We start from the raw sequence: 21,560 nt of genomic DNA, 5'->3' as shown, positions 1-21,560 counted from the left end.
ATGCCGAATGCGGGCGCGCCAATCCAATCGAAGCTTCGTCTGCATGGATCAAGAGGACTGATGCATGAAACTGTCGAGGCAATTTCCCCTGAATGCGCTTCGCGTCTTTGAAGCCGTGGCGCGGCATCTGAGTTTCACCAAGGCTGGCGAGGAACTGGGCCTGACGCAGACTGCCGTCAGCTATCAGGTCAAGCTGCTGGAGGAGACGCTGAAGGAAACGCTGTTCCTGCGCCAGCCGCGCAAAATTCTGCTGACGGAAGCCGGCGCGCGCCTGGCACCGAAGGTCACGCAGGGGTTTGACATGCTGGAAGAGGCGGTGAACGAGATGCAGGGCACCGCGGAGGGCACGCTCACCATCCATGCCACGCACACCTTCGCCAGCCACTGGCTGGCCCGGCATCTGGGCATCTTCCAGCTCGACAACCCAACGATTGCCGTTCGGCTCGAAACCTCGCAGGAGGTGATCGACTTCAGCAAGACGGAAGCCGACCTTGCGATTCGTGTCGGCAGGGGGCAATGGCCGGGCCTGCGCGCCCACTTTCTCATGCGCAACCACTTCACGCCGATGCTGAGCCCGAAGCTGGCCGACAGCATCGGTGGCGTCCAGACGCCGCGTGACCTGCTGCGGCTGAAGATCATCGATCCCAGCGATCCCTGGTGGCGCCTCTGGTTCATCGCGGCGGGTTACCCGGACGTCGTCCTGGAAAGCGCCTCGAGAAGCCGGCTCGGCTCGCAGGCGGTGGAGGCGGCAACCGCAATCGCCGGCCATGGGGTCGCCATCCTGAGGCCCGATTTCTACCAGGACGACGTGGCGATGGGCCGCCTGATCCAGCCTTTCGACCTCACCTGCGAGGACGGTTCGCATTACTGGCTGGTCTATCCGGAAGCCCGCCGGCAGACCGCAAAGGTGCGCGCCTTCCGGGCCTTTCTGCAAAAGACCCTGCCAAGCTTCGACAAGGGCCCGGACGGCGGCAGTGTATAGACGGGCACGCGCATCACAGCCGCGGCAGTTTTCCAGCGGCAATGCGCGCCCACACCTCCTCCCGCGGCGTCACCGAGAAAACCTCCGGCGCCGCCACGTCCCGGCACAGCGCATTCGGGATTTCGTCGAGTGGCATAGCCTCTGATCGGCTGCCGAACGGCAGTCGCCGCTTCAGCCAGCTCCAGAACGCGCCTTTGCTCCGGGCAGAACCAGTGGTCCAGACCGCCATGATGGCCTCCGTCATCTCTTGATTTTTTTATCGCTTCCGGATCGACAAATGCGCCTGTTTCCGGCGAGATACCAATTCAATCCGCCGAGCCATCCAGAAAGAGAGCTTATCGATGAAGCTGTCCCGCCAACTGCCGCTGAATGCGCTGCGCGTCTTCGAGGCGGTTGCCAGGCTCGGGAGTTTTACCAAGGCCGGCGAGGACCTGGGCATGACCCAGACGGCCGTCAGCTATCAGGTCAAGCTGCTGGAGGAGCATGTGGGTGAACTGCTGTTCCTGCGCCAGGCACGGCGCGCGGTGCTGAGCCAGACCGGCGAGCGCATGCTGCCGAAGGTTGCGGAAGCGCTTGGCCTGATGGCGGACGCGGTGGCGGATGCCAGGCAGCAGGCGGGCGACATTCTGGAAATCCGCTCGACGCCGACCTTTGCCAGCCATTGGCTGGCCCGCCATATCGGCGCCTTTCAACTGCAGCATCCGGGTCTGGCGGTCCGCATCCTGCGCATCGAGAAGCCGGTGGATTTCCGCAGCGACAATGCCGACATCGCCATCTGGCGCGGTGACCAACCGTCGGCGGATGTGGAGGCGCACGAACTGTTCCGCCTCAAATACGCACCGATGCTGAGCCCGGCCTTGGCGAAGACAATCGGCGGCGTGACGATGCCGGCGGATCTTCTGAAACTGCCGCTGATCGGTGCCAGCAGCAAGTGGTGGGGAACCTGGTTTCAGTCGAACGGCCTCGTTTCTCCGCTGCCTGGCACGATCACGATCGACGCCGACGGTGCACTGGATCTCGAAGGCAGCGCCGCCATTGCCGGTCACGGTGTGGCTCTGCTGAGCCCGTTTCTTCACCGCGAGGAACTGGAGGCCGGCCGCCTGATCATGCCTTTCGATGTCTTCAAGAAGGACGACCTGAGCTATTGGCTGATCTCTCCGAAAAGCCGTCGCAAGTCGGCGAAGGTGCAGACCTTCCGCCAGTGGCTGCTGGAGACCCTTCCGCCCCAGATCCTCACACCGTCTGGTGCCGCTCAGTAGCTCATGTCGGGCGCATAAAAGCAGCGCAACGTATCCTCGTTCGGATAGAGGCAGAGGTGATATTCCTCGTCCTGGCTACGCCGCGCTTCGCTTTGCGGCACGCGGAAGGCATGGCTTTTCGTCACCAGCCGATGTTCTCCGGCTCTGAGCGAAATCTCGTAGCCATTCGGAGTGATCCGGACATTCTTCGTCGAGATCATCTGACAGTCGCCGGTATGCTCGTTGCCGTTACAGCAGTAAGCTTCGTATTTCCAACCGGAATGGGCCTCGTGTGCGCTGAGGCTGGACGGGGACGCAGACGCATACGCAATCATCACAAGCGCCAGAATGCTTCGCATGAGCTTATTCTCCGTTGATGAGTGCATCACCACCGGTGAACCCGCAATACCCGCCTTTCACCGGCTGTCTTGCAAATGTCATATTAGCGCAGAGTGATGAGTCGGCGAATCCACAAGATTTTGCGATGCACAATTGATAGCCCGGCACAGCCTGGAGCCAGCTTCACACTCGGTCTGCGCTGCCAAAATGGCATCGATTGGCATGTTGCGGTGCATGCTTTCCGCCTATGCAAGGTTCGAATTTTCTCGCAATGTGCGCAGTCGGGGAATGCGAAGGGATCTGCCGCATGTATGAATATGCCATAGCCTGGGAATGGCTGAACTTTGCCGTGCGCTGGCTGCACGTGATCACCGCGATCGCCTGGATCGGCTCGTCCTTCTATTTCATCGCGCTGGATCTGGGACTGGTCAAACGGCCGCATCTGCCGCCCGGCGCTTACGGCGAGGAATGGCAGGTCCACGGCGGCGGCTTCTACCACATCCAGAAATATCTCGTGGCGCCCGCCCAGATGCCGGAGCACCTGACCTGGTTCAAGTGGGAAAGCTATGCCACCTGGATGTCCGGCTTCCTGATGCTCGCCATCGTCTATTATGGCGGCGCCGATCTCTTTTTGATCGATCACTCCGTGCTGCCACTTCAGCCCTGGCAGGCCATCTGTCTGTCGCTCGCCTCGCTGGCGGTCGGCTGGATCCTCTACGACCAGCTCTGCAAGTCACCGATCGGCGAAAACACCTGGGGGCTGATGGCGCTGCTCTATGTCGTGCTGGTCGCCATGGCCTGGGGCTACACGCAGGTCTTCACCGGCCGCGCCGCCTTCCTGCATCTTGGCGCCTTCACCGCCACCATCATGTCGGCCAACGTCTTCTTCATCATCATCCCGAACCAGAAGATCGTCGTGGCCGATCTGATCGCCGGGCGTACGCCGGACCCGAAATACGGTCGCATCGCCAAGCAGCGCTCTCTGCACAACAATTATCTGACGCTGCCGGTCATCTTCTTCATGCTGTCGAACCATTATCCGCTGGCCTTCGGCACTCAGTTCAACTGGGTGATTGCGGCGCTGGTCTTCCTGATGGGCGTCACCATCCGCCACTGGTTCAACACCACGCATGCCCGCAAGGGACAGCCCACCTGGACCTGGCTGGTGACGGCGATCCTGTTCATCCTCATCATGTGGCTATCCACCGTTCCGAAGGTGCTGACCGGCGAGACGGACACCGCGCTCTCCCCCGTGCAGCAGAAATTTGCCGCAGACGTGCATTTCGCCGACGCCCGCGACGTGGTGCAGGGGCGCTGTTCCATGTGCCATGCGAAAGAACCCGTGTGGGAAGGCATCACCTTTCCGCCAAAGAGCGTGAAGCTGGAAACGGATGCGGAGATCGCCAAACACGCCCATGAGATCTATATCCAGGCCGGGCGCAGCCATGCCATGCCGCCCGGCAACATCACCGCCATCACGCCGGAGGAGCGCAAGCTTCTGACGGCCTGGTACGAAAGCGCGACCAACAGCGCCGGAGCAACACGATAACATGACCACACTTCTTCGCGGCCGCCTTCTTTCCTTTCACCGCGCGCCGGAAAGCCTCGCCGACACCGCAAGCTATTCCTACGAGGAAGATGGCGGGCTTCTGATTGCGGAGGGCCGCATCCTGAAAGCCGGCGCCTATGCCGCGGTGAAGGCCGCCGCTCCGGCGGATGTGCAGGAAATCGACCACCGCCCGCATCTCATCCTGCCGGGTTTCATCGATACGCATGTACATTTCCCGCAGATGCAGGTGATCGCCTCCTATGCTGCCAACCTGCTGGAATGGCTGAACACCTACACATTCCCGGAGGAATGCCGCTTTGTCGAAAGCGGGCATGCAACGCGCATCGCCACGCATTTCTACGACGAGTTCCTGCGCCAGGGCACGACGACGGCCGTCGCCTATTGCTCCGTCCACAAGGCCTCCGCCGATGCCTTCTTTGCAGAGGCCATGCGCCGCAACATGCTGATGGTCGGCGGCAAGGTGATGATGGACCGCAACGCGCCGCAGGGCCTGCTCGACACGCCGCAGCTGGGCTATGACGAAACCCGCGCCGTCATCGAACAATGGCACGGCAAGGGGCGTAACCACGTCGCCATCACGCCGCGCTTCGCGATTACCTCGACACCTGAACAGATGCGTGCCGCGCAGGCCTTGGCGCAGGAATATCCCGACCTGCACATCCAGACGCATCTGTCGGAAAACCACGAGGAAATCCGCTACACCTGCGAGCTTTATCCCGAGGCCGCCGATTACACCGATATCTATGCCCGCTACGGTCTGCTGGGCAAAAAGACGCTGCTCGGTCACGCGATCCATCTCTCCGAACGCGAGGCGGACGTGCTGTCGGAGACGGGCTCTATCGCGGTGCATTGCCCGACCTCCAACCTCTTCCTCGGCTCGGGCCTCTTCCCGCTGAAGGCGCTGGCGCGTCGCGAGAAGCCGGTGCGCATCGGCGTCGCCACCGATATCGGCGGCGGATCCAGCTATTCCATGCTGAAGACGCTGGACGAGGCCTACAAGATCCAGCAGCTGCTCGGCGAGCGCCTCAACCCGCTCGACAGTTTTTACCGCATGACCCGCGGCAATGCCGAGGCGCTGTCGCTGGTCGATCGCATCGGCACGCTGGAGGAAGGTACCGATGCGGATCTGGTGTTGCTGAACGCGAGCGCGACACCGGCGATGCGGCTGCGCATGGAAACGGTGAGCACGCTTGCCGAGGAACTCTTCCTGCTGCAGACGCTGGGCGACGACCGCAGCGTGGTGGAGACCTATGTGGCGGGCGTGGCGGTTAAATCAGCCCTGGGTTGAGTTTTCCCTGCGCACTGTTACGATCGCGACATGAGGATCATAGCGCGCTCAACGCTTCGCCATTTCGTCGAAAACCTTGCGAGCCGCAAGGAACAGGATAGCGTGGCTGAAGCGTTGGATGTCTGGTATCATCTGACGCTTAAGGCCGAATGGCAGACATCTGCAGAGGTAAAGAAGACGTTCGCGGCGGCAAGTATCGTGAACGCCGAGCGCGTGGTGTTCAACATCAAGGGCAACCACTACCGACTCGTGGCTGCCATTGACTATGAGAACGGCCTCGTTTGGATAAAGTGGATTGGGTCACACAGGGACTATGATCGGATTGATGTGACGAAGGTGCAGCATGGATGAACTCCAGACAATTCAGTCCGAGCAAGACTACGAGAAGGCGCTGCGCGACCTGAAAATACTCTGGGGCGCAGCGCCCGGCACGCCGGACGGAGAACGATTGGACAGCCTCGTCGATCGCATTGTTGCCTATGAGGACAAGCATTTCCCGATGGGAACGCCCGATGAAGAGAGCATCCGGCAATTTCTGGCGGACCAGAACGGCAGTCAGGTGAGCGCGCAGACCGCCAATGACAGTTATCGGTTTGTACTCTTAAAAGACAGGAACGGGCAGTACATGTTTCGGCTGATCGCCCCGAGTGGTGAAATTATGTTTTATTCTTCGTCGTTCACCTCCCGGGAGAAAGCCATGGAAACGATCCGAACTCTTCAAAGCCTGCAGGATTACCAGACCACCATTGATGAAGCTGCCTGATTTACAGTCACGACCGCTTCCGGCTTGTCTTATAAATTTCGGAGTGCCCTACAGGTTATTCAGTGAAACCGGGATTCCGCGTTCTCCTGCCCGCTTCTGCACCAGATCGACAAGCGCTTGCTCGTCCAGCGCGTCTATTATGGCTTCATAGGTGCTGGCGGGCACCATGTAAGCCATCACACGGTTATGGTTGAGCACGGCGACGGCCTGGCCATTGGCGCCTTCAACAATGGCGGTGGGGTTCTTTTTCAGATCGGAGACGCTAACGGCGATTTCTGCCTCGACACGCTGCATTGTCAGGTCTTTCATCGGCGCTGAATTTAGGACTTTATATCATGCTATTTCATCCTGTGACAGAGCCCCACAGGAGACGGAATCAGGGTGAAAAGCGCTTTCCTCCCGCTCTCCATATGCTAGTTGTCTCGGACGTGTTTCGGAGGAAAGCCCACCCCATGTCCAAGCCACTGACGATTGCCGATCTGAAAGCCCTTGCGCGCCGCCGGGTGCCGAAAATGTTCTTCGATTATGCCGACAGCGGCTCCTGGACCGAAGGCACCTACCGGGCGAACGAATCCGATTTCGAGGCGATCAAGCTGCGCCAGCGCGTGCTGGTGGACATGACGAACCGGTCGCTGAAAAGCGAGATGATCGGCCAGCCGGTTTCGATGCCCGTGGCGCTGGCGCCAACCGGCCTCACCGGCATGCAGCATGCCGATGGCGAAATGCTGGCCGCCAAGGCGGCAGAAGACTTCGGTGTACCCTTCACGCTGTCGACCATGAGCATCTGCTCAATCGAGGATGTCGCTTCGGTCACCTCCAAACCCTTCTGGTTCCAGCTCTACGTGATGAAGGACCGTGAATTCATCGAGAACCTGATCGACCGGGCCAAGCGCGCCGGCTGCTCGGCACTCGTCGTCACCGCCGACCTGCAGATCCTGGGCCAGCGCCACAAGGACCTGCGCAACGGCCTCTCCGCGCCGCCAAAATTCACGCCGAAACATATCTGGCAGATGGCAACCCGCCCGCAATGGTGCCTCGACATGGCGCGCACCAAACGCCACGGGTTTGGCAATATCGTCGGCCACGCGAAGAATGTCTCCGACCTTTCCTCGCTCAGCGTCTGGACGGCGGAACAGTTCGACCCGCGCCTCTCCTGGTCGGACATCGCCTGGATCAAGGAGCGCTGGAACGGCAAGCTGATCATCAAGGGCATCCTGGACGAGGAAGACGCGCGCGCCGCCGCCGATACGGGCGCCGATGCCATCATCGTCTCGAACCATGGCGGCCGCCAGCTCGACGGCGCCCCCTCCTCGATCAGCATGCTGCCGAAGATCATCGACGCCGTCGGCGACCGCATCGAGGTGCATCTCGACAGCGGCATCCGCTCCGGCCAGGACGTGCTGAAAGCCGTCGCGCTCGGCGCCAAGGGCACCTATATCGGCCGCCCCTTCCTGTACGGCCTCGGTGCCATGGGCAAGCAAGGCGTCGAAACGGCCCTCTCCATCATCGCCAAGGAGATGGACATCACCATGGCGCTCTGCGGCAAGCGGGACATCCAGGCGGTGGACCGGAGCGTGATTGCGCATTGCCCGTATTGAAGCCATCGCTGTTCGGGGCGAGCGCGCCCTCACCCGGCCTCCGCTTTGCTCGGCCACCCTCTCCCTTGAGGGAGAGGCGATCCGCGAACGGCGCGGCCTCTCACCCTTCTCCCCTCGGGGAGAAGGTGCCCGAAGGGCGGATGAGGGGTCGTGCAACGCGTTTCTGGCCCGCACTACCCCAGCCACCCCGTCGCCAGCCCCGCCTCCCAGGCGGGGCGACCGTTCCTGGCCGCAAGTCGTGACTGGCTCATGTGGTCGTACGGCACCAGCCGGAAGGTGACGGACCAGGTGCCGGCGTGGCGCTCGCAGATTGCATAGGAGGCCATCGGCGTGCCGGCTTCGACGCGGTGATAATGGGGCGTATCGTCATCATAGGCCGGGCAGCCGACGCTGCCGGGATTGACGATCAGGCGTCCGTCCGACAGGCGCACGGCACGCGGAAGATGCGAATGACCGCAGAGAATAAGCGCCTGCGAAATCCCCTCGGCGAGATGCTCGATCTCGGCCAGCGGCTTCAGGCAGACCGAACCATCCGGCTTGACCTCCTCCATCCAGTAGGTCTGATCGTCCTTCGGCGTCGCGTGGCAGAGAAACACCGCGTCCTGCCACACACGCGAGAACGGCAGGCTGCGCAGCCAGTCGAGATGTCTGGGCGTCAGTTGCTGGAAGGCATCCGCCTCCCAAGAGTGCATGGCGTTTTCGGCGTGCTCGATCAGGTATCGATCATGGTTGCCACGCACCGTCACCAGATCGAGTGACAGCAGCAGATCCGCCGTCCGACCGGCTTCCAGCGGCCCCGACAGGCAGTCGCCGAGATTGACGATCGCGTCCGTCGTAATATCCTGCGCCGCGATATCCGCCAGAACCGCCTCCAGCGCCGCGCAGTTTCCGTGAACGTCGGCGATGGCGGCCAGGCGCATCTCAGCTGCCGCGATAGGTGGAATAACCGTAGGGCGAGATCAACAGCGGCACATGATAATGGCCGGTCTCATCGGCAATACCAAACCGGATCGGAATGACGTCGAGGAAGGCGGGTTCGGCAAGGGTTGCGCCGCTGCGACGCAGGTAATCCCCGGCGTGAAAGACCAGCTCATACGTTCCCTTTCGAAAACTCTCGCCGATCAGGATCGGCCCGCCGTCAACGCGGCCATCGGCATTGGTGGTCACCGTCTTCAGGAGCGTACGGGCATCACCCTCCAGGTGATAGAGATCGATCGCGAGCCCTTCGGCGGGTTTGCCAAGCGCGGTGTCGAGAACATGGGTGGTGAGTCCGGTCATGGTCTACTCGCTGAGAATGGGTGCGGTGATGATGAAGGGTTCATCAAAGTAGAATTCTTCCAGATTGTTGCCCGGCCCGTCGCGATCGACAACCAGAAAATCCGAAACTGCGTCGATCGTCATCAGCGGATGATGCCAGACATTGGCGCGGTAGTTCACCCCCTGGTCGCCCTGCGCCAGAAACACCTGCGGCTCACCCGGACGGCCATTTTTATCCTCCGATACAACGACGAGATAGGGTCGTCCGTTGAGCGGCGAAAAGCTCTGGCTGCCGAAGGGATGGCGCTCCATCATGGTCAACGCATAGGGAAAGGCGCGCGGCTTGCCGCGAAAGATGTTGAGGATGACGCGGGCGCCCTCGCCCGCTGCTTCCGCTTCCGCCAGCGCATGAAACCGCTCGGTATTGCCGCCATTGATGAGTTTCATGGTGGCGGGATCGGCTTCGATCACCTGGCCGAAGGGCAGAAAGGCGTCGCGCGTCAGCGGGCGGATGGCAAGTGTCTTGGGCATGTCTTGATTATTCACCTTGGGCATTGAAGTGGCGCAGAGCGCGCAACTGGGAGAGAAGTTGGGGCACGGCACCAATGGCCGCAGCCCATAGCGCCGCCGGATCGACGCTCGAATGGTCCCGCTGAATGTGATTGCGAAGATCGACGAGTACCGTCCATCCGATCTCCGGATGGTCCGCTGCAAAATCGGGGTTGCGCTTCAGGATGTCGGCGGCAATTTCGCCGATGATCACAAGGTCCATGCTGACTGCACGCTGGCGAAGGCGATCGGCACGAAAACCCTCCGCCGTCATTCCCTCGATGAATGCGCCCGTCTCGGTGCAAATCTCCATCAAATGGTCAATCGAATCCAGCAGACGGTCCAGATCGCGGCTCATATCGCAACGGCCTCGGCCAGAACGCGGTCTCTGACTTTCGGTCGCAGCCCCTTGCTGGTGGCGAGATCGATACGCCGCTGCAGCAGGGTTTCCAGATCATGCTGCAAACCGCCGAGATCGAAGAGGGTCGTCTCCTCCAGTGTGTCAACGAGAATGTCGAGGTCGCTGTCCTCGCGATCCTCACCGCGGGCGACGGAGCCGAAAACACGCGGATTGGCCACGCGATGACGAACCGCGAGCGCGCGAATGGCCTGCCTATTCTCGTTCAGCACTTCAGACGGTCGCATGATGAACTCCTGTCGGCATAACCTACCTCATTCTCACGCCGACGGCAGCAGGCTTTCAAGCCGCAGAAGCGCGATCCGCTCCACCTGCCCGCAGGCGGTCGCAAACTCGTCTTCACGGCTGTTGTGGATGCGCTTTTCGAAGGCCGCGAGAATGTCGTCCTTCGTCAGGCCCTTCACCGCAATGATGAACGGAAAGCCGAATTTTTCCACATAGGCAGTGTTGAGTTCGGTGAAGCGGGCGTGCTCGTCCGCGCTCAGCCGATCGAGCCCGGCGCCCGCCTGCTCCTTGCGGCTGTCCTCCGTCAACTCGCCGGCGATGGCGAGCTTTCCGGCCAGATCCGGATGGGCGCGCAGCACGCCGAGCCGCTCCTCCTCGCTTGCGACACGAAAGACGGCAACGAGGCCCGCATGCACGCGGTCCACGGTCAGGTTGTCGCCCCGCACCAGATCATCGTCATAGGCGCGCTCGGCGATGAAAGGCGAGTGCTCGAAAACACCGCCGAAGCGGTCAACGAATTCGGTTCTGTTCATGATCAGAGACTGTCCGGTCTGTGGTGCTCGTGCCAGTGATGGGCGATCTCGATGCGTTTCGGGATCCACACCTTCTCGTGCCCGAGCACATATTCCATGAAGCGCTTCAGCGCGGCGATGCGGCCGGGCCGCCCGACAAGGCGGCAGTGCAGGCCGACAGACATCATCTTTGGCGCGCCTTCCTGGCCTTCCTGATAGAGCGCGTCAAACGTGTCCTTCAGGTAAGTATAGAACTGGTCGCCGGAGTTGAAACCCTGCGGCGTCGCAAACCGCATGTCGTTGGCATCCAGCGTGTAGGGGATGATCAGAAAGGGCTTGCCATCGACGCCCTTGACCCAGAAGGGCAGATCATCGGCGTAACTGTCGGAGGAATAGAGGAAACCGCCCTCTTCCTGCACCAGTCGCAGCGTGTTCATGGAGGGCTTGCCCTGGTACATGCCGTAAGGCCGCTCGCCGGCCACTTCCGTGTGCAGGCGCACGGCATCGAGAATGTGCTGGCGCTCGAGCGCTTCCGGATAATCCTTATATTCGTGCCAGCGATAACCGTGGCTGGCGATTTCCCAGCCCGCCTCGTTCATCGCGGCAACCGCATCCGGATTGCGCAGCATGGCGAGCGTCACGCCATAGACGGTGCAGGGCACGTTCAAGCCCGTGAACAGCCGGTGCAGGCGCCAGAAGCCGGCACGCGAGCCGTATTCGTAGATGCTCTCCATGTTGAGATTGCGCTGGCCCGGCCAGGGGCTAGCACCGACGATTTCCGACAACAGGTTTTCCGAAGCCGGATCGCCATCGAGAATACAGCTTTCGCCGCCTTCCTCGTAATTGATGACGAACTGCACGGCCACATGCGCCCCACCCGGCCATTTCGGGTCCGGGATGTTGCGGCCATAACCAATGAGATTGCGCGGATAGGGTTCTGCCACCATCGAAAATCACCTTCTGAAACAGTGACCTGACGGTAGCATTCTGGCGTCGGATGTCGAGACGCAATGATGCGCTGCAAACAGTCTTGGTTCAGGCGATGCGGCGGGAGGCAACGCTGCCGAGCGGATGCAGCGAATGCACGAGGAAGGGTGCTCCGGGCTCCGTCTCGACGAACAGCGCAAGGTTCGCCACCTCCAGCGGCCGCTCGAGATGCGGCTCGAAATACCGGCGCAGCACCTCTTCGAAGCGGTCAATCCACTGCGGCGCCACCGCACCGGTCAGCGTCATGTGGAAGCGGAATTCGTCCATCACATGCGGATGGCCCCAGCGATGCAGGTTGGCGAATTGCGAGGCCGAGAGGTGGCCGGTGTCGGCACGCTCCAGTTCCGCATCGGAAAGCGGTGCGCGAAAGGCATCGAAATGCTGCACGACCGCGCTCGCCAGATGATGCAGCGGCTCGCTCGGTTCGCTCGGCATCAGCGCAAAGCGATTGCTGAGCCGTGCCAGTTCCAGCCTCGGCAGGCAGAAACGCTCGTACTGACCGGCGAAATGCATCAGGTTGCGCAGCAGCAGCGGCTCGGCGATCCCATCCGCCAGCCGAAACGGCGGCTTCAGCGTGCCGTGAAAACCGTAACGCCGCGGGACGGCGGTATTGAAGGCGATCTCGTGCAGATCAAGGCCGCGGATGGCAGGCGATTCCATGGCTTCGCCGGAAAACGCATTGCGCCCCAGCCACTGCGAGGCGGCAATCGTCAGCGGATCGCTCGCTGGCGGCGTAAAATTGATGGCGTAGCGCATCCGTCACCTCCCTGTCGCCCTGCCCCAGGCCCCCATTCTTCGGGTTGGGCGAGGATCTAGGTGATTTGCGTGACAGATTGACGACACGGATGCGTGGTCAAACGGAGCCTTTCGCAACCTGAAGGTGATGCGACAAATGAAAGCCGTCCGGCACGACCGCACCGGGACCGCCAAGCGGCGAAAGCACGGCATCCGCCAGCCTGTGGGCAATGCCGAAGCTGACCTTGAAACCGCCTGTCAGAGCAAGGACTTGCGGAGCATCCGGATGCGGGCCGAGCATCGGTTCCCGGTCGATCGCCTTGGGGCGCACGCCGGCCCAGCGCTCAACCACCCGTGCACCTTGAAGTTTTGGTGAAAGCGTCATCGCGCGGCGAAGAAGCGCCTCCAGTTGCTGGTCCGTGCTGTGCGGATCATCGAATAGATCCTCGCTGGTGCTGCCGATCGCGATCCGGCCATCCTCATGCGGCACGACATAAAGCCCGTTCAGGAAAATCACCGGCTGGGCAGGGTCGATCTCGGCTTCCAGCAAGGCAGCCTGGCCCTTCACGCCCGATCCGAGCGGCCGCGGCAACGGCGCCCCAAGCTGGGCCAGAAGCTCGAAGGAGCCGGTGCCGGCGGCCACGATCGCATGGCCGAAGGCGATGCGGCGGCCATCGGCCAGCTCGGCCTCGCGCGGCAGAAGCCTGCGGACGACAAGCCCGTCCAGCCGCCGGACATGTCGGCCCGCATCGATGGCAGCCACCAGCGCCGCCGTCAGTCCGCGGGGCGAAATCCGCGCGGCAAGCGTATCCTCGACGAGGCCGAAGGCACAGGCGTCGAGAGACAACCAGGCCGGATCGGGCGACGTATCGCGCACCGTCCAGGAAAAGCGGCGATCTCTCATCCGCCAGTTCTCGTCCGCTGCCGGGGCACGGCGTTCAGCGAGCGGCCGCAGATGCGGTTTCGGCAGGGGGATGAGACGTCCGGAGCGGCGATAACCGCAGGAAAGACCGGTCTCCGCCTCCAGCGCCGCCACCTCCGATTCGAGGTCCACCAGCGCCTCCAACTGGAACTGCTTTTTGTCGTTCCACTGGTCCGGCATATGCGCCATCAGCGCGCCGAGCAGGCCGCCGCTCGCGCCGGAGGCCGGGCGCACCGCATCGAGAAGCAGGGTCCGGATGCCCAGCCGCTCGGCCTTCACCGCCGCCCACAGGCCCATCACCCCCCCGCCGATGATCAGAAGATCGATCGAGCCGGGCAGGTCCTGCAATTGACCGGAGGCCTTTGGGGGACTATCGGCTTGCCCCAAGGAGAATTCGCCCATGACAGATCCCGACGCGACGATGGAAGGACAGGCGCTGGAATGGCGCGAGGGCGATATGCCCTATTCGACCCAGTTTGGCGACCACTTTTATTGCCAGACCGATGGGCGCCTCGAATGCGGCCACGTGTTTCTGGCCGGCAATGGACTGCCGGAACGCTGGCCATCCGAGGGCACGTTTCGGATCGGCGAACTGGGCTTCGGCACGGGGCTCAATGCCTGCGAAACCTGGCGCCAGTGGCAGGGCGCGGACCGCGGCAAGGCGATCCTGCACATGACCTCCTTCGAACTCTATCCGATGACGGCGGCAGAGATCGAAAAGGCACTGTCGCACTGGCCGGAGATCGACCGGGAGCGCCAGTCACTCGTGGCCGCCTGGCCAGAAGCACCGGGCGGGATCATCGATCTTGCCCTGTCGGAGACCATGCGTCTGACCGTGGTCTGCGGCAAGGCGGAAGACACGGTGCCGGCAGCCGATCCCGCCTTCGACGCCTGGTATCTCGATGGCTTTGCGCCGTCGCGCAATCCGGACATGTGGTCGCTCGACCTGATGCAGTCCGTCTTCGACAAGACGAAGGAGGGAGGCAGTTTTGCGACCTATGCCGCCGCCGGCTTCGTCCGACGAAACCTGCAGGCCGCGGGCTTCACCGTCGAGCGGCGGCCGGGCTTTGCCGGCAAACGCGAGATGCTGTGCGGGACAAAATCCGCCCTACGGGCGTGAGGCACCGGCGGCACGCGGCACACTGCGCCATTCGGCAATCTTGGCTTCCAGAAGCTCGGGGCTGATCGGCTTCGAAAGATAGTCGTCCATGCCGGCGGCGAGGCAGAGGTCGCGGTCGCTTTCCAGCGCATGTGCCGTGATGCCGACGATCGGAACGTGCCCGCCTTCTTGAGCCTCGATCTCGCGAATGCGCCGTGCCGCCTGGTGGCCGTTCATCACCGGCATCGAGACATCCATCAGGATGAGGTTGGGTCGCTCCCGGCGCCAGGCCTCCACGGCTTCCGCACCATTGCCGACAAGCTTGAAATCCACCCCCATGCCCTGCAGGATTTGGGTGAAGACGATCTGGTTCACCTCATTGTCTTCGGCAACCAGCACATCGAGGCCACTGGTGACCTCCAGCGCATCAGGCGAAGCGTTCAGAGCCTCGTTCTCTTGCACCACGGCGTTCGCCGGGAGCAAGGAAGGGCGCGTCGCCTCGCGCTGCTGCGCGCGGCCGGAGCGGATCACCTCGACCACCGTCGTGCGCAGGAGATGCGAGCGCGCCGGTTTCATCAGATGCGCCTGGATGTTCAACGTGTCGAGTGCGGCGTCGCTGCTGGCACTGTCCATCGAGGTGAGAAAGATGATGGGGAGATCGGCGAGCTTCCGGTCCTCGCGGATCAGACGGGCCACGGCAAAGCCGTTCATCCCCGGCATCTGATAGTCAAGGATCAGCGCATCGACGCGGGCACCCATCTCGACCGCGGCACGCAGCACGGCAATTCCGTCCCGCCCGTTATCGACGGCGACGCAATCGAAGCCCCAGAGACGCAACTGCTCGGTCAGGATCCGGCGGTTGACGGCATTATCGTCGATGACGAGCACGCGGGCACCCTGCACGCTGTGAGCGATCTGATCGTTCGACACGCGTTGCCGCGCGATCGGCAGGATGACGGAGACCGTGAAGACCGATCCCTTGCCGAGTTCGCTTTCCACCGCCATTTTTCCGCCGAACAGCTCGACAAGGCCGGACGTGATGGCAAGGCCGAGCCCGGTTCCCTCGTGGCGGCGCGTCGATGAACCATCGACCTGCGAAAACTTCTCGAAGATCTTTTGAAGCTGGTCCTGCGGAATGCCGATGCCGGTATCCTCGATCCGGATCGTCAAGGCCACCTCGGCCTCTTCCCTGACGACGGACTGGATGTCGATGAAAACATGGCCGCGTTCTGTGAACTTGATCGAATTGCCCACCAGGTTGGTGATGATCTGGCGGAAGCGGCCGGCATCGCCCATGACGGTATGATGCACATCGGCCCCGCGCACGATGAGTTCGATATCCTTTTCCGCGGCGGAAGAGGAGAGCAGCGATGCCACGTCCTCGATCGCATCCACCGGGTCGAACGGCGCCTGGCGAAGCGCCATCTGGCCGGCATCGATCTTGGAGAAGTCCAGGATGTCGTTGATGATCGTCAGAAGCGCATTGCCGGACTTCATGATGATGTCGGTGAACGTCTTCTGGCGCGTGTCGAGGTTGGATTTCGACAGAAGTTCGGCCATGCCGAGCACGCCGTTCATCGGTGTGCGGATCTCATGGCTCATATTGGCCAGGAATTCGGATTTCGCCCGATCCGCCGCCTCGGCACGCATCAACAGCCCCTCAAGCTCGCGCTCGCGCTGCCGGACTTCGGTCACATCGGTAAAAACGACGAGAATATTGCTGCTTCCGCTCAGCTTGCTTTCGATATCCACCCACCGGCGCCCGCCAATGCAAATCGAAAGCTTCAAGGGGACGCGTTGCTGGCCTTGGCCGAGCAATCGCGACCGAATGCTCTGTGCGTTTTCCTCAGCCCCAAAATCGCCGCGCTCCGCCTGATAGTCGAAGGCTTCGAGCCAGTCCTTGCCCTGCTCGAATTTTTCCGCCGGAACCTCCAGCATGTCGATCAGCGCATCATTGGCGAAGAAAACAGCATCATTGCGCAGCACCAAGAGCCCCTGCGACATCGCGCTGGTGGCCTCATGCATCATCAGGGCATGGCGGTCGAGGGCCTCACGCGCCTCTTGTACCTCCCGCTGATGCTTCCGGATGCCGGTGATATCGACACAACTGATCAGGATCTTCCCATCAGCGACATGCGAGCGATCGACGAGTATGCAGCGACCGTCGATGTTGGACAGTTCGAACGCCTTGAACGGACCCGTGTCGCGCCACATCGCCACACGCCGTTCGTAGAGGGTTTCGAAATCCACGCCCTCATGAACATAGGCGCCGCGATCAAAGTTGAATTTGAGGAACGACCGATAGGTTTCGCCACTCCAATCGCGATAGTTCTCGTGCTCCAGCCGCCAGAACTCGTTCAGCATGGGATTGGCGTATTCGATGCACAGATCGCGATCGAAGATCGCGACCCCGACCGGCAGCGCGTCCAGGATCGATTGAAGCTCGGAATGTAGTCGCTCTGCCTCCTTCTGGGCATCACGGACCAGCGTCACATCGGTGATCGACCCGACGATATAGGGTTCACCGGCAGGAGATGAAATCCGTCCCAGCCGCGTGATGGCGGAAATCGATCGGCCATCCCGAAAAGGAACGTCCTCGCTCTTCTCGAGCGACCCGCCTTCGTTGAGAATCCTGTCGTTCTCCGCCCGAAAGATTTCGGCACGACCGGGGAACATTTCCTCTTCCGTCTGGCCGATGAAGCGGTCCCGCTGATCGCCGAGCATCCCCTCGTAGGCGGCATTGGCATAGACCAGCCGCCGCTGGCTGTCGCGCAGGAACACCGCGACCGGCAAGTCCTCGAAAGCGGCGCGGTAGATCTCCGCCTCCTCGATCTTCTTGCCGAGACGCATCTCCTGCACCTTGAATTCGGTCACGTCGAGGCGAAGGATGATCAGCCAGCCATTGTCCAGCCGCTTGTTGACGCTTCGCAGCCAGCGCCCGTCCGGCAGCGGTTCGGTCGCCTGCCAATTCCGTCGCGACAGGATTTCCATCCGACCATCGATCCAGTCACGGCGTGAATCGCAGGCGTCCTGCGGTTTCGGCTCGCGTCCATTGTGATGGTCGTAAATCCCTTCGACCACCTCGCGAAGATCATTTCCCGTGCGAAGCTCGAACCCGAGGGAACGAAAATAATTGGCCAGTTCGTCGTTGAAATAAAGAAGCTGGTTCGTCTCGCTGAAAATGCCGATCCCGGCATCCAGAAGATCCAGAGCCGAGCCCAGCATGTCGAGGTTCACACCCGCATCCGAAAACTCCCGGAGCCCGCCTTCCGCCCGAGCCGTCACAGGAGCGACCTTCGCTTCCCCCTCTTCGAACACCGCGAACAGGTAGGCCTTGTCGTCTTCCGAAATGAAGCGCTCGATGCGGATGTCGTGCAGGATGCGCCCGGAGCGGTCGCGCACCGACGCGATCTCGTCGCTGCCGAAGACCAGCGTCCGCCGCTGGCGTTCATGGCAGTCTTCATCCTCGATGCGCAGGCCGAATTCCTGCGAAAGGCGGCCGACGAACTGGTGCCGCTCTGCACCGTGCAGCCGGGCAAAGGCATCGTTGACGGCAACATAGCGCAACGCTCCATCCTTGATGAAGGCTGGCACGTTGAGATCGTTGATGCGCTCGCAGGCGCGCTGCAGTAGTTCGCCGTCGTTGGTCAAATTATTCCCCGACGAATCGCCCACCACCGGAGTGATTCGTATGGTTCCAGGTTATCAAGGGAATGGCATGAATGTGGTTAACGAGCCATTGCGCTGCATCAAACAGCTTTTGGCGGCCGCGATCCCGGCGGCGCTGGACCAACCGCGTCGGGTCCGCCTCACCCGCGCCACAGATCCGGCAGATTTTCGCCGCGATACCACTTTTGAACGTGAGGCACCCGGCAAGGTTCAGCCGAAAGCTGCTGTCAGATGAACGGATGTTCAGACTTATCCCACTGATTTTTCCATCTTTTCGCCAGCTTCCAGGTTGATCGTCAAGCTGTACCCATCAGCATTGAAGGGTGAAAGGATGAATGCCATGACCGTTATAAGAACATGCCTTACCGCCGGTCTTGTTTCGCTGACCTTGGCCGGCGCGCTTGCGGCAACGGCCCCTGCCGCCGAAGCCCGCGATGACTTCTGGGCGGGTGTCGCCGCCGGTGCCGTCGGCGGCATCGTCGGCGGGGCGATCGCAAATCAGCCGCGCGGTCCCGTCTATCACGAACGCGTCTATATCGACCCACCGCCACCACCGCCCGTGGTCTATCACCAGACCTATTACCAGGAAGCCCCGCCGCAGCGCCCCCGCTGCCATTACGAATGGCGCGAGAACGACTGGGGCGACGCCTTTCGCGTGAAGGTCTGCCCGGCCTACTGAACAAGGACGAGAACAGGAGCCCGCGGCGATTTCGACGCGGGCTCTTGACTTTTTGTGTGCAAAGCAGCACATGCAGTCCAGCTTTCACCTTCCGGCCGCCGCGTGAGCTGGCCCTGCGACGAAAATGGTTCGCGAAGAAGGAACAAGGCGCACAAAGCTGGTGCCCGAAGATGGGCCCGCGCCGGAAAGCAATTTCCCACTGACAAGTTCCCATTTCACGCGGGGTTCTTGACGCCAAAGGCAGACCGAACGGCATGGTGCCGTCCGGGCGACCTCTTTTGGCGCCCCCGAAAGGTATTCGACTTGACGAATTTCCAAGAGCTTGGCCTGTCCAAGCAGATCGTATCCACGCTTGCAACGCTCGGCTACGATACACCGACGCCGATTCAGGCCGAGGCCATTCCGCTTCTCCTCCAGAGCCGCGACCTGGTGGGCCTTGCCCAGACCGGCACCGGCAAGACGGCCGCCTTCGGCCTGCCGCTGATCGAGATGCTGCTGAAGGACCCGAAGCGCCCGGACAACCGCACCACCCGCACGCTGATCCTCGCACCGACCCGCGAACTGGTGAACCAGATCGCCGTCAACCTGAAGAGCTATGTGCGCGGCACGCCGCTGAAGATCAATTCTGTCGTCGGCGGCGCCTCGATCAACAAGCAGCAGCAGATGCTGGAAAAGGGCACCGACATCCTGGTGGCAACGCCGGGCCGCCTGCTCGACCTCATCAGCCGCAAGGCGATCGGTCTCACCACCGTGCGGTACCTCGTCCTCGACGAAGCCGACCAGATGCTCGACCTCGGCTTTGTGCATGACCTGCGCAAGATTTCGAAGATGGTTCCGAAGAACCGCCAGACGCTGCTGTTCTCCGCCACCATGCCGAAGGCGATTGCAGAACTCGCCAAGGACTTCCTCACCGATCCGGTGAAGGTGGAAGTCACCCCGCCCGGCAAGGCTGCCGACAAGGTCGAACAGTATGTGCATTTCGTTGCCGGCAAGAACGACAAGACCGTGCTTCTGAAGGAATCGCTGCGCGCCAATCCGGATGGCCGCGCCATGGTGTTCCTGCGCACCAAGCACAGTGCCGAGAAGCTCTCCAAGCATCTGGAACAGGTCGAGTTCAAGGTTGCCTCCATCCACGGCAACAAGAGCCAGGGCCAGCGCGAGCGCGCATTGAAGGCCTTCCGGGACGGCGAGATCCGCGTTCTGGTGGCAACCGATGTGGCCGCGCGCGGCATCGACATTCCGGGCGTCACCCACGTCTTCAACTATGACCTGCCGGAAGTGGCGGACGCCTATGTCCACCGCATCGGCCGCACGGCACGCGCCGGCCGCGATGGCATCGCGATCGCCTTCTGCGCCCCGGACGAAACCCGCCTGCTGCGCGACATCGAACGCCTGATGAACATCGAGATCACGGTCGCCTCCGGCGAACGCCCGTCGGAACTGCGCAGCCCAGAGCGGCCGCAGAAGGCGCGCGGCGGCCAGGGCCGTGGCAATGGTCAGCCGCGTGAAAACGGTGCCCGCGGTGATGGCGCCGGTCGCAACGGTGGCCGTGGCGATGGCCGCAATGCCCGCCGCAACACTGCTCCGCGTTTCGACCGCCCGCGCGACGAGGCCCCGGCCTTCGACGGCGACATGGATACAACGTCGGATTTCGGCCAGCAGCGCAAGAAGCCGTTCGGCGGCAAGCCGGGCGATGCCCGCAAGCGCGGCAATGGTGGCGAAAACCGCCACGCTCCGCATGCCCCGCATGAGGCAACCGGTGCGAAGCGTAACCATCGTAATGGCCCGAAGCCCTCTGGCAACCGCGGCGGCGCCAAGCCCGCCAATGGCGGCCCGGTAAAGTTCGGCGGCAGCGAAAACGGCGGCCAGCGCCGCCGCGACCGCGCCTGATCCAGCGTACATCGCGTGATTTTCAACACCCGCCTGTGGCAACGCAGGCGGGTGTTTTTTTTGCAACAAACGAAGAAGGTTCGCTCAGCGTGTCCTTTTATGCACGTTTGAGGCGGTCAACTTCTTCCGGATGGCGGTCGAGCAGGCGGAAGAGATTGATGACCGCAGGCGTTGGGGTGACCTTGCCGGTCTCATAGCGGGAAAAGGCGTTGTGACCGCCTCCCGTCAACCGAGAGGCTTCGACCTGGTTCAGGCCCAGTTTCCTGCGAATGCGCCGGAGCTCTGAACCGGCCTCCGCTCGCGCGGCCCTGACGAGTGCATCTCCGGCTTCTGCGTATCGCTCGGCGCTTTCCTCGTCGAATTCCACCTCGCCGCAGGCTAGGCAACGGAAGCCGGACAGTTTTTCCACCACCGCACTTGCACCGCGAAATTCGACAGTATGCGTTTCACCGGAAAAGGCCTGCATGGCATTGTGATCTTCGCAGTTCACACACACCCGTTTCATCGTCACAACTCCTTGAACTGGATCACCAGTGCGCCATCCTCCCGGAGAGTCACCTTGATATAGGCTTTTCCGGCGGGGGTCGGCGCATGGTATACATCCTGCTAGACCTGCCCGTCGGCATAAGTCGTCATCGATTTGTAGAGCAACTTCGGGGTGAGTGCGCAAACAACATCCACCATATCTAAAAGCGTCAGTCCCATGCGCCGGCCGCCATCAAGAGCTGTCTTTGTAAAGGCCGACGCGCGGCGGCGGCGGACCAACGCAATGATGGCAGTCAGATCATAATGGGCAACCCGCTTTTCCATGCGCTATTTTACCCTATTTGGGTAATTCAG

Annotated in this window: 25 protein-coding genes and 1 pseudogene; 11 read left to right on the top strand and 15 right to left on the bottom strand. The window is 61.9% G+C overall.

Translation table 11 applies throughout. From position 1 onward, the window contains the following. The first annotated feature begins 64 nt into the window (after nt 1-64). Nucleotides 65-982, top strand: coding sequence for a LysR substrate-binding domain-containing protein (locus G6N78_RS10875; protein WP_165218272.1), 918 nt, complete (start codon nt 65-67; stop codon nt 980-982). A 13-nt stretch (nt 983-995) separates the two neighbouring features. On the opposite strand, the gene G6N78_RS10870 is transcribed toward G6N78_RS10875, so the two are convergent. Next, nucleotides 996-1,226 carry a hypothetical protein gene (locus G6N78_RS10870; RefSeq protein WP_165218270.1) on the bottom strand — a complete coding sequence of 77 codons (231 nt, stop codon included), beginning with the start codon at nt 1,224-1,226 and terminating at the stop codon, nt 996-998. Between the two features lie 97 nt (nt 1,227-1,323). Between G6N78_RS10870 and G6N78_RS10865 the strand changes: the two genes are divergently transcribed. After that, nucleotides 1,324-2,241, top strand: coding sequence for a LysR substrate-binding domain-containing protein (locus tag G6N78_RS10865; protein ID WP_165218268.1), 918 nt, complete (start codon nt 1,324-1,326; stop codon nt 2,239-2,241). Here G6N78_RS10865 and G6N78_RS10860 read toward each other — a convergent pair. Next, entirely contained in the window at nt 2,235-2,579 is a 345-nt protein-coding gene (locus G6N78_RS10860; protein WP_165218266.1) for a hypothetical protein, read from the bottom strand. The two genes, G6N78_RS10865 and G6N78_RS10860, sit on opposite strands and share 7 nt — an antisense overlap. Before the next feature lie 287 nt (nt 2,580-2,866). On the opposite strand from G6N78_RS10860, the gene puuD reads away from it, so the two are divergent. Genes puuD through G6N78_RS10840 form a run of 4 tightly spaced genes read left to right on the top strand, consistent with a single transcriptional unit; the run spans nt 2,867 to nt 6,180 of the window. After that, nucleotides 2,867-4,108: a urate hydroxylase PuuD gene (puuD, locus tag G6N78_RS10855; protein ID WP_165218264.1), complete on the top strand. Its 1,242-nt coding sequence runs from the start codon at nt 2,867-2,869 to the stop codon at nt 4,106-4,108. Nucleotide 4,109: 1 nt separating this feature from the next. Beyond that, nucleotides 4,110-5,417, top strand: a complete 1,308-nt coding sequence (gene guaD, locus G6N78_RS10850) for a guanine deaminase (protein WP_165218262.1) — start codon at nt 4,110-4,112, stop codon at nt 5,415-5,417. 30 nt (nt 5,418-5,447) lie between these two features. Beyond that, nucleotides 5,448-5,768 (top strand): type II toxin-antitoxin system HigB family toxin, encoded by a 321-nt coding sequence (locus G6N78_RS10845; RefSeq protein WP_165218260.1) that lies wholly within the window; start codon nt 5,448-5,450, stop codon nt 5,766-5,768. Beyond that, entirely contained in the window at nt 5,761-6,180 is a 420-nt protein-coding gene (locus G6N78_RS10840; RefSeq protein ID WP_165218258.1) for a DUF1508 domain-containing protein, read from the top strand. The genes G6N78_RS10845 and G6N78_RS10840 overlap by 8 nt, the downstream gene beginning before the upstream one ends. Nucleotides 6,181-6,228: 48 nt before the next feature. On the opposite strand, the gene G6N78_RS10835 is transcribed toward G6N78_RS10840, so the two are convergent. Beyond that, nucleotides 6,229-6,489: a type II toxin-antitoxin system Phd/YefM family antitoxin gene (locus G6N78_RS10835; RefSeq protein ID WP_234905780.1), complete on the bottom strand. Its 261-nt coding sequence runs from the start codon at nt 6,487-6,489 to the stop codon at nt 6,229-6,231. 143 nt (nt 6,490-6,632) lie between these two features. Between G6N78_RS10835 and G6N78_RS10830 the strand changes: the two genes are divergently transcribed. Continuing rightward, nucleotides 6,633-7,778 carry an alpha-hydroxy acid oxidase gene (locus tag G6N78_RS10830; protein ID WP_165218256.1) on the top strand — a complete coding sequence of 382 codons (1,146 nt, stop codon included), beginning with the start codon at nt 6,633-6,635 and terminating at the stop codon, nt 7,776-7,778. Nucleotides 7,779-7,951: 173 nt separating this feature from the next. Here G6N78_RS10830 and G6N78_RS10825 read toward each other — a convergent pair whose 3' ends face one another. The 9 genes from G6N78_RS10825 to G6N78_RS10785 all read right to left on the bottom strand — a co-directional run bounded on the left by G6N78_RS10825 (nt 7,952) and on the right by G6N78_RS10785 (nt 13,770). Then, a complete protein-coding gene (locus G6N78_RS10825; RefSeq protein WP_165218255.1) occupies nt 7,952-8,698 on the bottom strand; it encodes a metallophosphoesterase family protein in 747 nt (248 codons plus the stop codon). 1 nt (nt 8,699) lies between these two features. After that, the gene (gene uraH / locus G6N78_RS10820; RefSeq protein ID WP_165218253.1) at nt 8,700-9,056 is read right to left on the bottom strand and encodes a hydroxyisourate hydrolase; all 357 of its coding nucleotides are present in this window, start codon (nt 9,054-9,056) and stop codon (nt 8,700-8,702) included. Nucleotides 9,057-9,059: 3 nt separating this feature from the next. Next, on the bottom strand, nt 9,060-9,566 hold the full coding sequence (locus G6N78_RS10815; RefSeq protein ID WP_165218251.1) for an ureidoglycolate lyase: 507 nt from the start codon (nt 9,564-9,566) through the stop codon (nt 9,060-9,062). Nucleotides 9,567-9,573: 7 nt separating this feature from the next. Beyond that, nucleotides 9,574-9,942 (bottom strand): HepT-like ribonuclease domain-containing protein, encoded by a 369-nt coding sequence (locus tag G6N78_RS10810; protein ID WP_165218249.1) that lies wholly within the window; start codon nt 9,940-9,942, stop codon nt 9,574-9,576. Beyond that, the gene (locus G6N78_RS10805) at nt 9,939-10,229 is read right to left on the bottom strand and encodes a nucleotidyltransferase family protein (RefSeq protein WP_165218247.1); all 291 of its coding nucleotides are present in this window, start codon (nt 10,227-10,229) and stop codon (nt 9,939-9,941) included. Before G6N78_RS10805 ends, G6N78_RS10810 begins: the two co-directional genes overlap by 4 nt. A 33-nt stretch (nt 10,230-10,262) precedes the next feature. Continuing rightward, a complete protein-coding gene (gene uraD, locus G6N78_RS10800) occupies nt 10,263-10,763 on the bottom strand; it encodes a 2-oxo-4-hydroxy-4-carboxy-5-ureidoimidazoline decarboxylase (protein WP_165221626.1) in 501 nt (166 codons plus the stop codon). Continuing rightward, nucleotides 10,763-11,686, bottom strand: coding sequence for an allantoinase PuuE (puuE, locus tag G6N78_RS10795; protein WP_165218245.1), 924 nt, complete (start codon nt 11,684-11,686; stop codon nt 10,763-10,765). The genes uraD and puuE overlap by 1 nt, the downstream gene beginning before the upstream one ends. Before the next feature lie 88 nt (nt 11,687-11,774). Continuing rightward, the gene (locus tag G6N78_RS10790; protein ID WP_165218243.1) at nt 11,775-12,482 is read right to left on the bottom strand and encodes a DUF1045 domain-containing protein; all 708 of its coding nucleotides are present in this window, start codon (nt 12,480-12,482) and stop codon (nt 11,775-11,777) included. A 97-nt stretch (nt 12,483-12,579) separates the two neighbouring features. After that, nucleotides 12,580-13,770 carry an NAD(P)/FAD-dependent oxidoreductase gene (locus G6N78_RS10785; RefSeq protein WP_370691519.1) on the bottom strand — a complete coding sequence of 397 codons (1,191 nt, stop codon included), beginning with the start codon at nt 13,768-13,770 and terminating at the stop codon, nt 12,580-12,582. 13 nt (nt 13,771-13,783) lie between these two features. On the opposite strand from G6N78_RS10785, the gene mnmC2 reads away from it, so the two are divergent. Next, complete coding sequence (gene mnmC2 / locus G6N78_RS10780; RefSeq protein ID WP_165218239.1) at nt 13,784-14,503, top strand: tRNA (5-methylaminomethyl-2-thiouridine)(34)-methyltransferase MnmC2; 720 nt, start codon at nt 13,784-13,786, stop codon at nt 14,501-14,503. On the opposite strand, the gene G6N78_RS10775 is transcribed toward mnmC2, so the two are convergent. Further along, nucleotides 14,492-18,133, bottom strand: coding sequence for a response regulator (locus G6N78_RS10775; protein ID WP_165218237.1), 3,642 nt, complete (start codon nt 18,131-18,133; stop codon nt 14,492-14,494). The two genes, mnmC2 and G6N78_RS10775, sit on opposite strands and share 12 nt — an antisense overlap. A 40-nt stretch (nt 18,134-18,173) precedes the next feature. Here G6N78_RS10775 and G6N78_RS10770 point away from each other — a divergent pair, with 40 nt between their 5' ends. The 3 genes from G6N78_RS10770 to G6N78_RS10760 all read left to right on the top strand — a co-directional run bounded on the left by G6N78_RS10770 (nt 18,174) and on the right by G6N78_RS10760 (nt 20,720). After that, nucleotides 18,174-18,386 (top strand): hypothetical protein, encoded by a 213-nt coding sequence (locus tag G6N78_RS10770; protein WP_165218235.1) that lies wholly within the window; start codon nt 18,174-18,176, stop codon nt 18,384-18,386. Nucleotides 18,387-18,491: 105 nt separating this feature from the next. Beyond that, on the top strand, nt 18,492-18,830 hold the full coding sequence (locus G6N78_RS10765) for a hypothetical protein (RefSeq protein ID WP_165218233.1): 339 nt from the start codon (nt 18,492-18,494) through the stop codon (nt 18,828-18,830). Nucleotides 18,831-19,133: 303 nt separating this feature from the next. Then, entirely contained in the window at nt 19,134-20,720 is a 1,587-nt protein-coding gene (locus tag G6N78_RS10760) for a DEAD/DEAH box helicase (protein ID WP_165218231.1), read from the top strand. A gap of 97 nt (nt 20,721-20,817) precedes the next feature. Here G6N78_RS10760 and G6N78_RS10755 read toward each other — a convergent pair whose 3' ends face one another. Both G6N78_RS10755 and G6N78_RS10750 read right to left on the bottom strand, forming a co-directional pair. Beyond that, on the bottom strand, nt 20,818-21,225 hold the full coding sequence (locus G6N78_RS10755) for a type II toxin-antitoxin system MqsA family antitoxin (protein ID WP_165218229.1): 408 nt from the start codon (nt 21,223-21,225) through the stop codon (nt 20,818-20,820). A 2-nt stretch (nt 21,226-21,227) separates the two neighbouring features. Then, nucleotides 21,228-21,530, bottom strand: a pseudogene (locus tag G6N78_RS10750) (type II toxin-antitoxin system MqsR family toxin). Nucleotides 21,531-21,560 lie beyond the last annotated feature (30 nt).

Source organism: Allorhizobium pseudoryzae, assembly GCF_011046245.1.
In the GTDB taxonomy this organism is placed as follows: Bacteria; Pseudomonadota; Alphaproteobacteria; order Rhizobiales; family Rhizobiaceae; genus Neorhizobium; species Neorhizobium pseudoryzae.
This window is presented reverse-complemented; position numbering and strand designations above follow the sequence as displayed.

What these genes read in the sequence shown, in the direction of transcription:
- G6N78_RS10875 (WP_165218272.1), top strand. Translation starts at nt 65, where the DNA reads ATGAAACTGTCGAGGCAATTTCCCCTGAATGCGCTTCGCGTCTTTGAA.
- G6N78_RS10870 (WP_165218270.1), bottom strand. Translation starts at nt 1,226, where the DNA reads ATGACGGAGGCCATCATGGCGGTCTGGACCACTGGTTCTGCCCGGAGC.
- G6N78_RS10865 (WP_165218268.1), top strand. Translation starts at nt 1,324, where the DNA reads ATGAAGCTGTCCCGCCAACTGCCGCTGAATGCGCTGCGCGTCTTCGAG.
- G6N78_RS10860 (WP_165218266.1), bottom strand. Translation starts at nt 2,579, where the DNA reads ATGCGAAGCATTCTGGCGCTTGTGATGATTGCGTATGCGTCTGCGTCC.
- puuD (WP_165218264.1), top strand. Translation starts at nt 2,867, where the DNA reads ATGTATGAATATGCCATAGCCTGGGAATGGCTGAACTTTGCCGTGCGC.
- guaD (WP_165218262.1), top strand. Translation starts at nt 4,110, where the DNA reads ATGACCACACTTCTTCGCGGCCGCCTTCTTTCCTTTCACCGCGCGCCG.
- G6N78_RS10845 (WP_165218260.1), top strand. Translation starts at nt 5,448, where the DNA reads ATGAGGATCATAGCGCGCTCAACGCTTCGCCATTTCGTCGAAAACCTT.
- G6N78_RS10840 (WP_165218258.1), top strand. Translation starts at nt 5,761, where the DNA reads ATGGATGAACTCCAGACAATTCAGTCCGAGCAAGACTACGAGAAGGCG.
- G6N78_RS10835 (WP_234905780.1), bottom strand. Translation starts at nt 6,489, where the DNA reads ATGAAAGACCTGACAATGCAGCGTGTCGAGGCAGAAATCGCCGTTAGC.
- G6N78_RS10830 (WP_165218256.1), top strand. Translation starts at nt 6,633, where the DNA reads ATGTCCAAGCCACTGACGATTGCCGATCTGAAAGCCCTTGCGCGCCGC.
- G6N78_RS10825 (WP_165218255.1), bottom strand. Translation starts at nt 8,698, where the DNA reads ATGCGCCTGGCCGCCATCGCCGACGTTCACGGAAACTGCGCGGCGCTG.
- uraH (WP_165218253.1), bottom strand. Translation starts at nt 9,056, where the DNA reads ATGACCGGACTCACCACCCATGTTCTCGACACCGCGCTTGGCAAACCC.
- G6N78_RS10815 (WP_165218251.1), bottom strand. Translation starts at nt 9,566, where the DNA reads ATGCCCAAGACACTTGCCATCCGCCCGCTGACGCGCGACGCCTTTCTG.
- G6N78_RS10810 (WP_165218249.1), bottom strand. Translation starts at nt 9,942, where the DNA reads ATGAGCCGCGATCTGGACCGTCTGCTGGATTCGATTGACCATTTGATG.
- G6N78_RS10805 (WP_165218247.1), bottom strand. Translation starts at nt 10,229, where the DNA reads ATGCGACCGTCTGAAGTGCTGAACGAGAATAGGCAGGCCATTCGCGCG.
- puuE (WP_165218245.1), bottom strand. Translation starts at nt 11,686, where the DNA reads ATGGTGGCAGAACCCTATCCGCGCAATCTCATTGGTTATGGCCGCAAC.
- G6N78_RS10790 (WP_165218243.1), bottom strand. Translation starts at nt 12,482, where the DNA reads ATGCGCTACGCCATCAATTTTACGCCGCCAGCGAGCGATCCGCTGACG.
- mnmC2 (WP_165218239.1), top strand. Translation starts at nt 13,784, where the DNA reads ATGACAGATCCCGACGCGACGATGGAAGGACAGGCGCTGGAATGGCGC.
- G6N78_RS10770 (WP_165218235.1), top strand. Translation starts at nt 18,174, where the DNA reads ATGGTTCCAGGTTATCAAGGGAATGGCATGAATGTGGTTAACGAGCCA.
- G6N78_RS10765 (WP_165218233.1), top strand. Translation starts at nt 18,492, where the DNA reads ATGACCGTTATAAGAACATGCCTTACCGCCGGTCTTGTTTCGCTGACC.
- G6N78_RS10755 (WP_165218229.1), bottom strand. Translation starts at nt 21,225, where the DNA reads ATGAAACGGGTGTGTGTGAACTGCGAAGATCACAATGCCATGCAGGCC.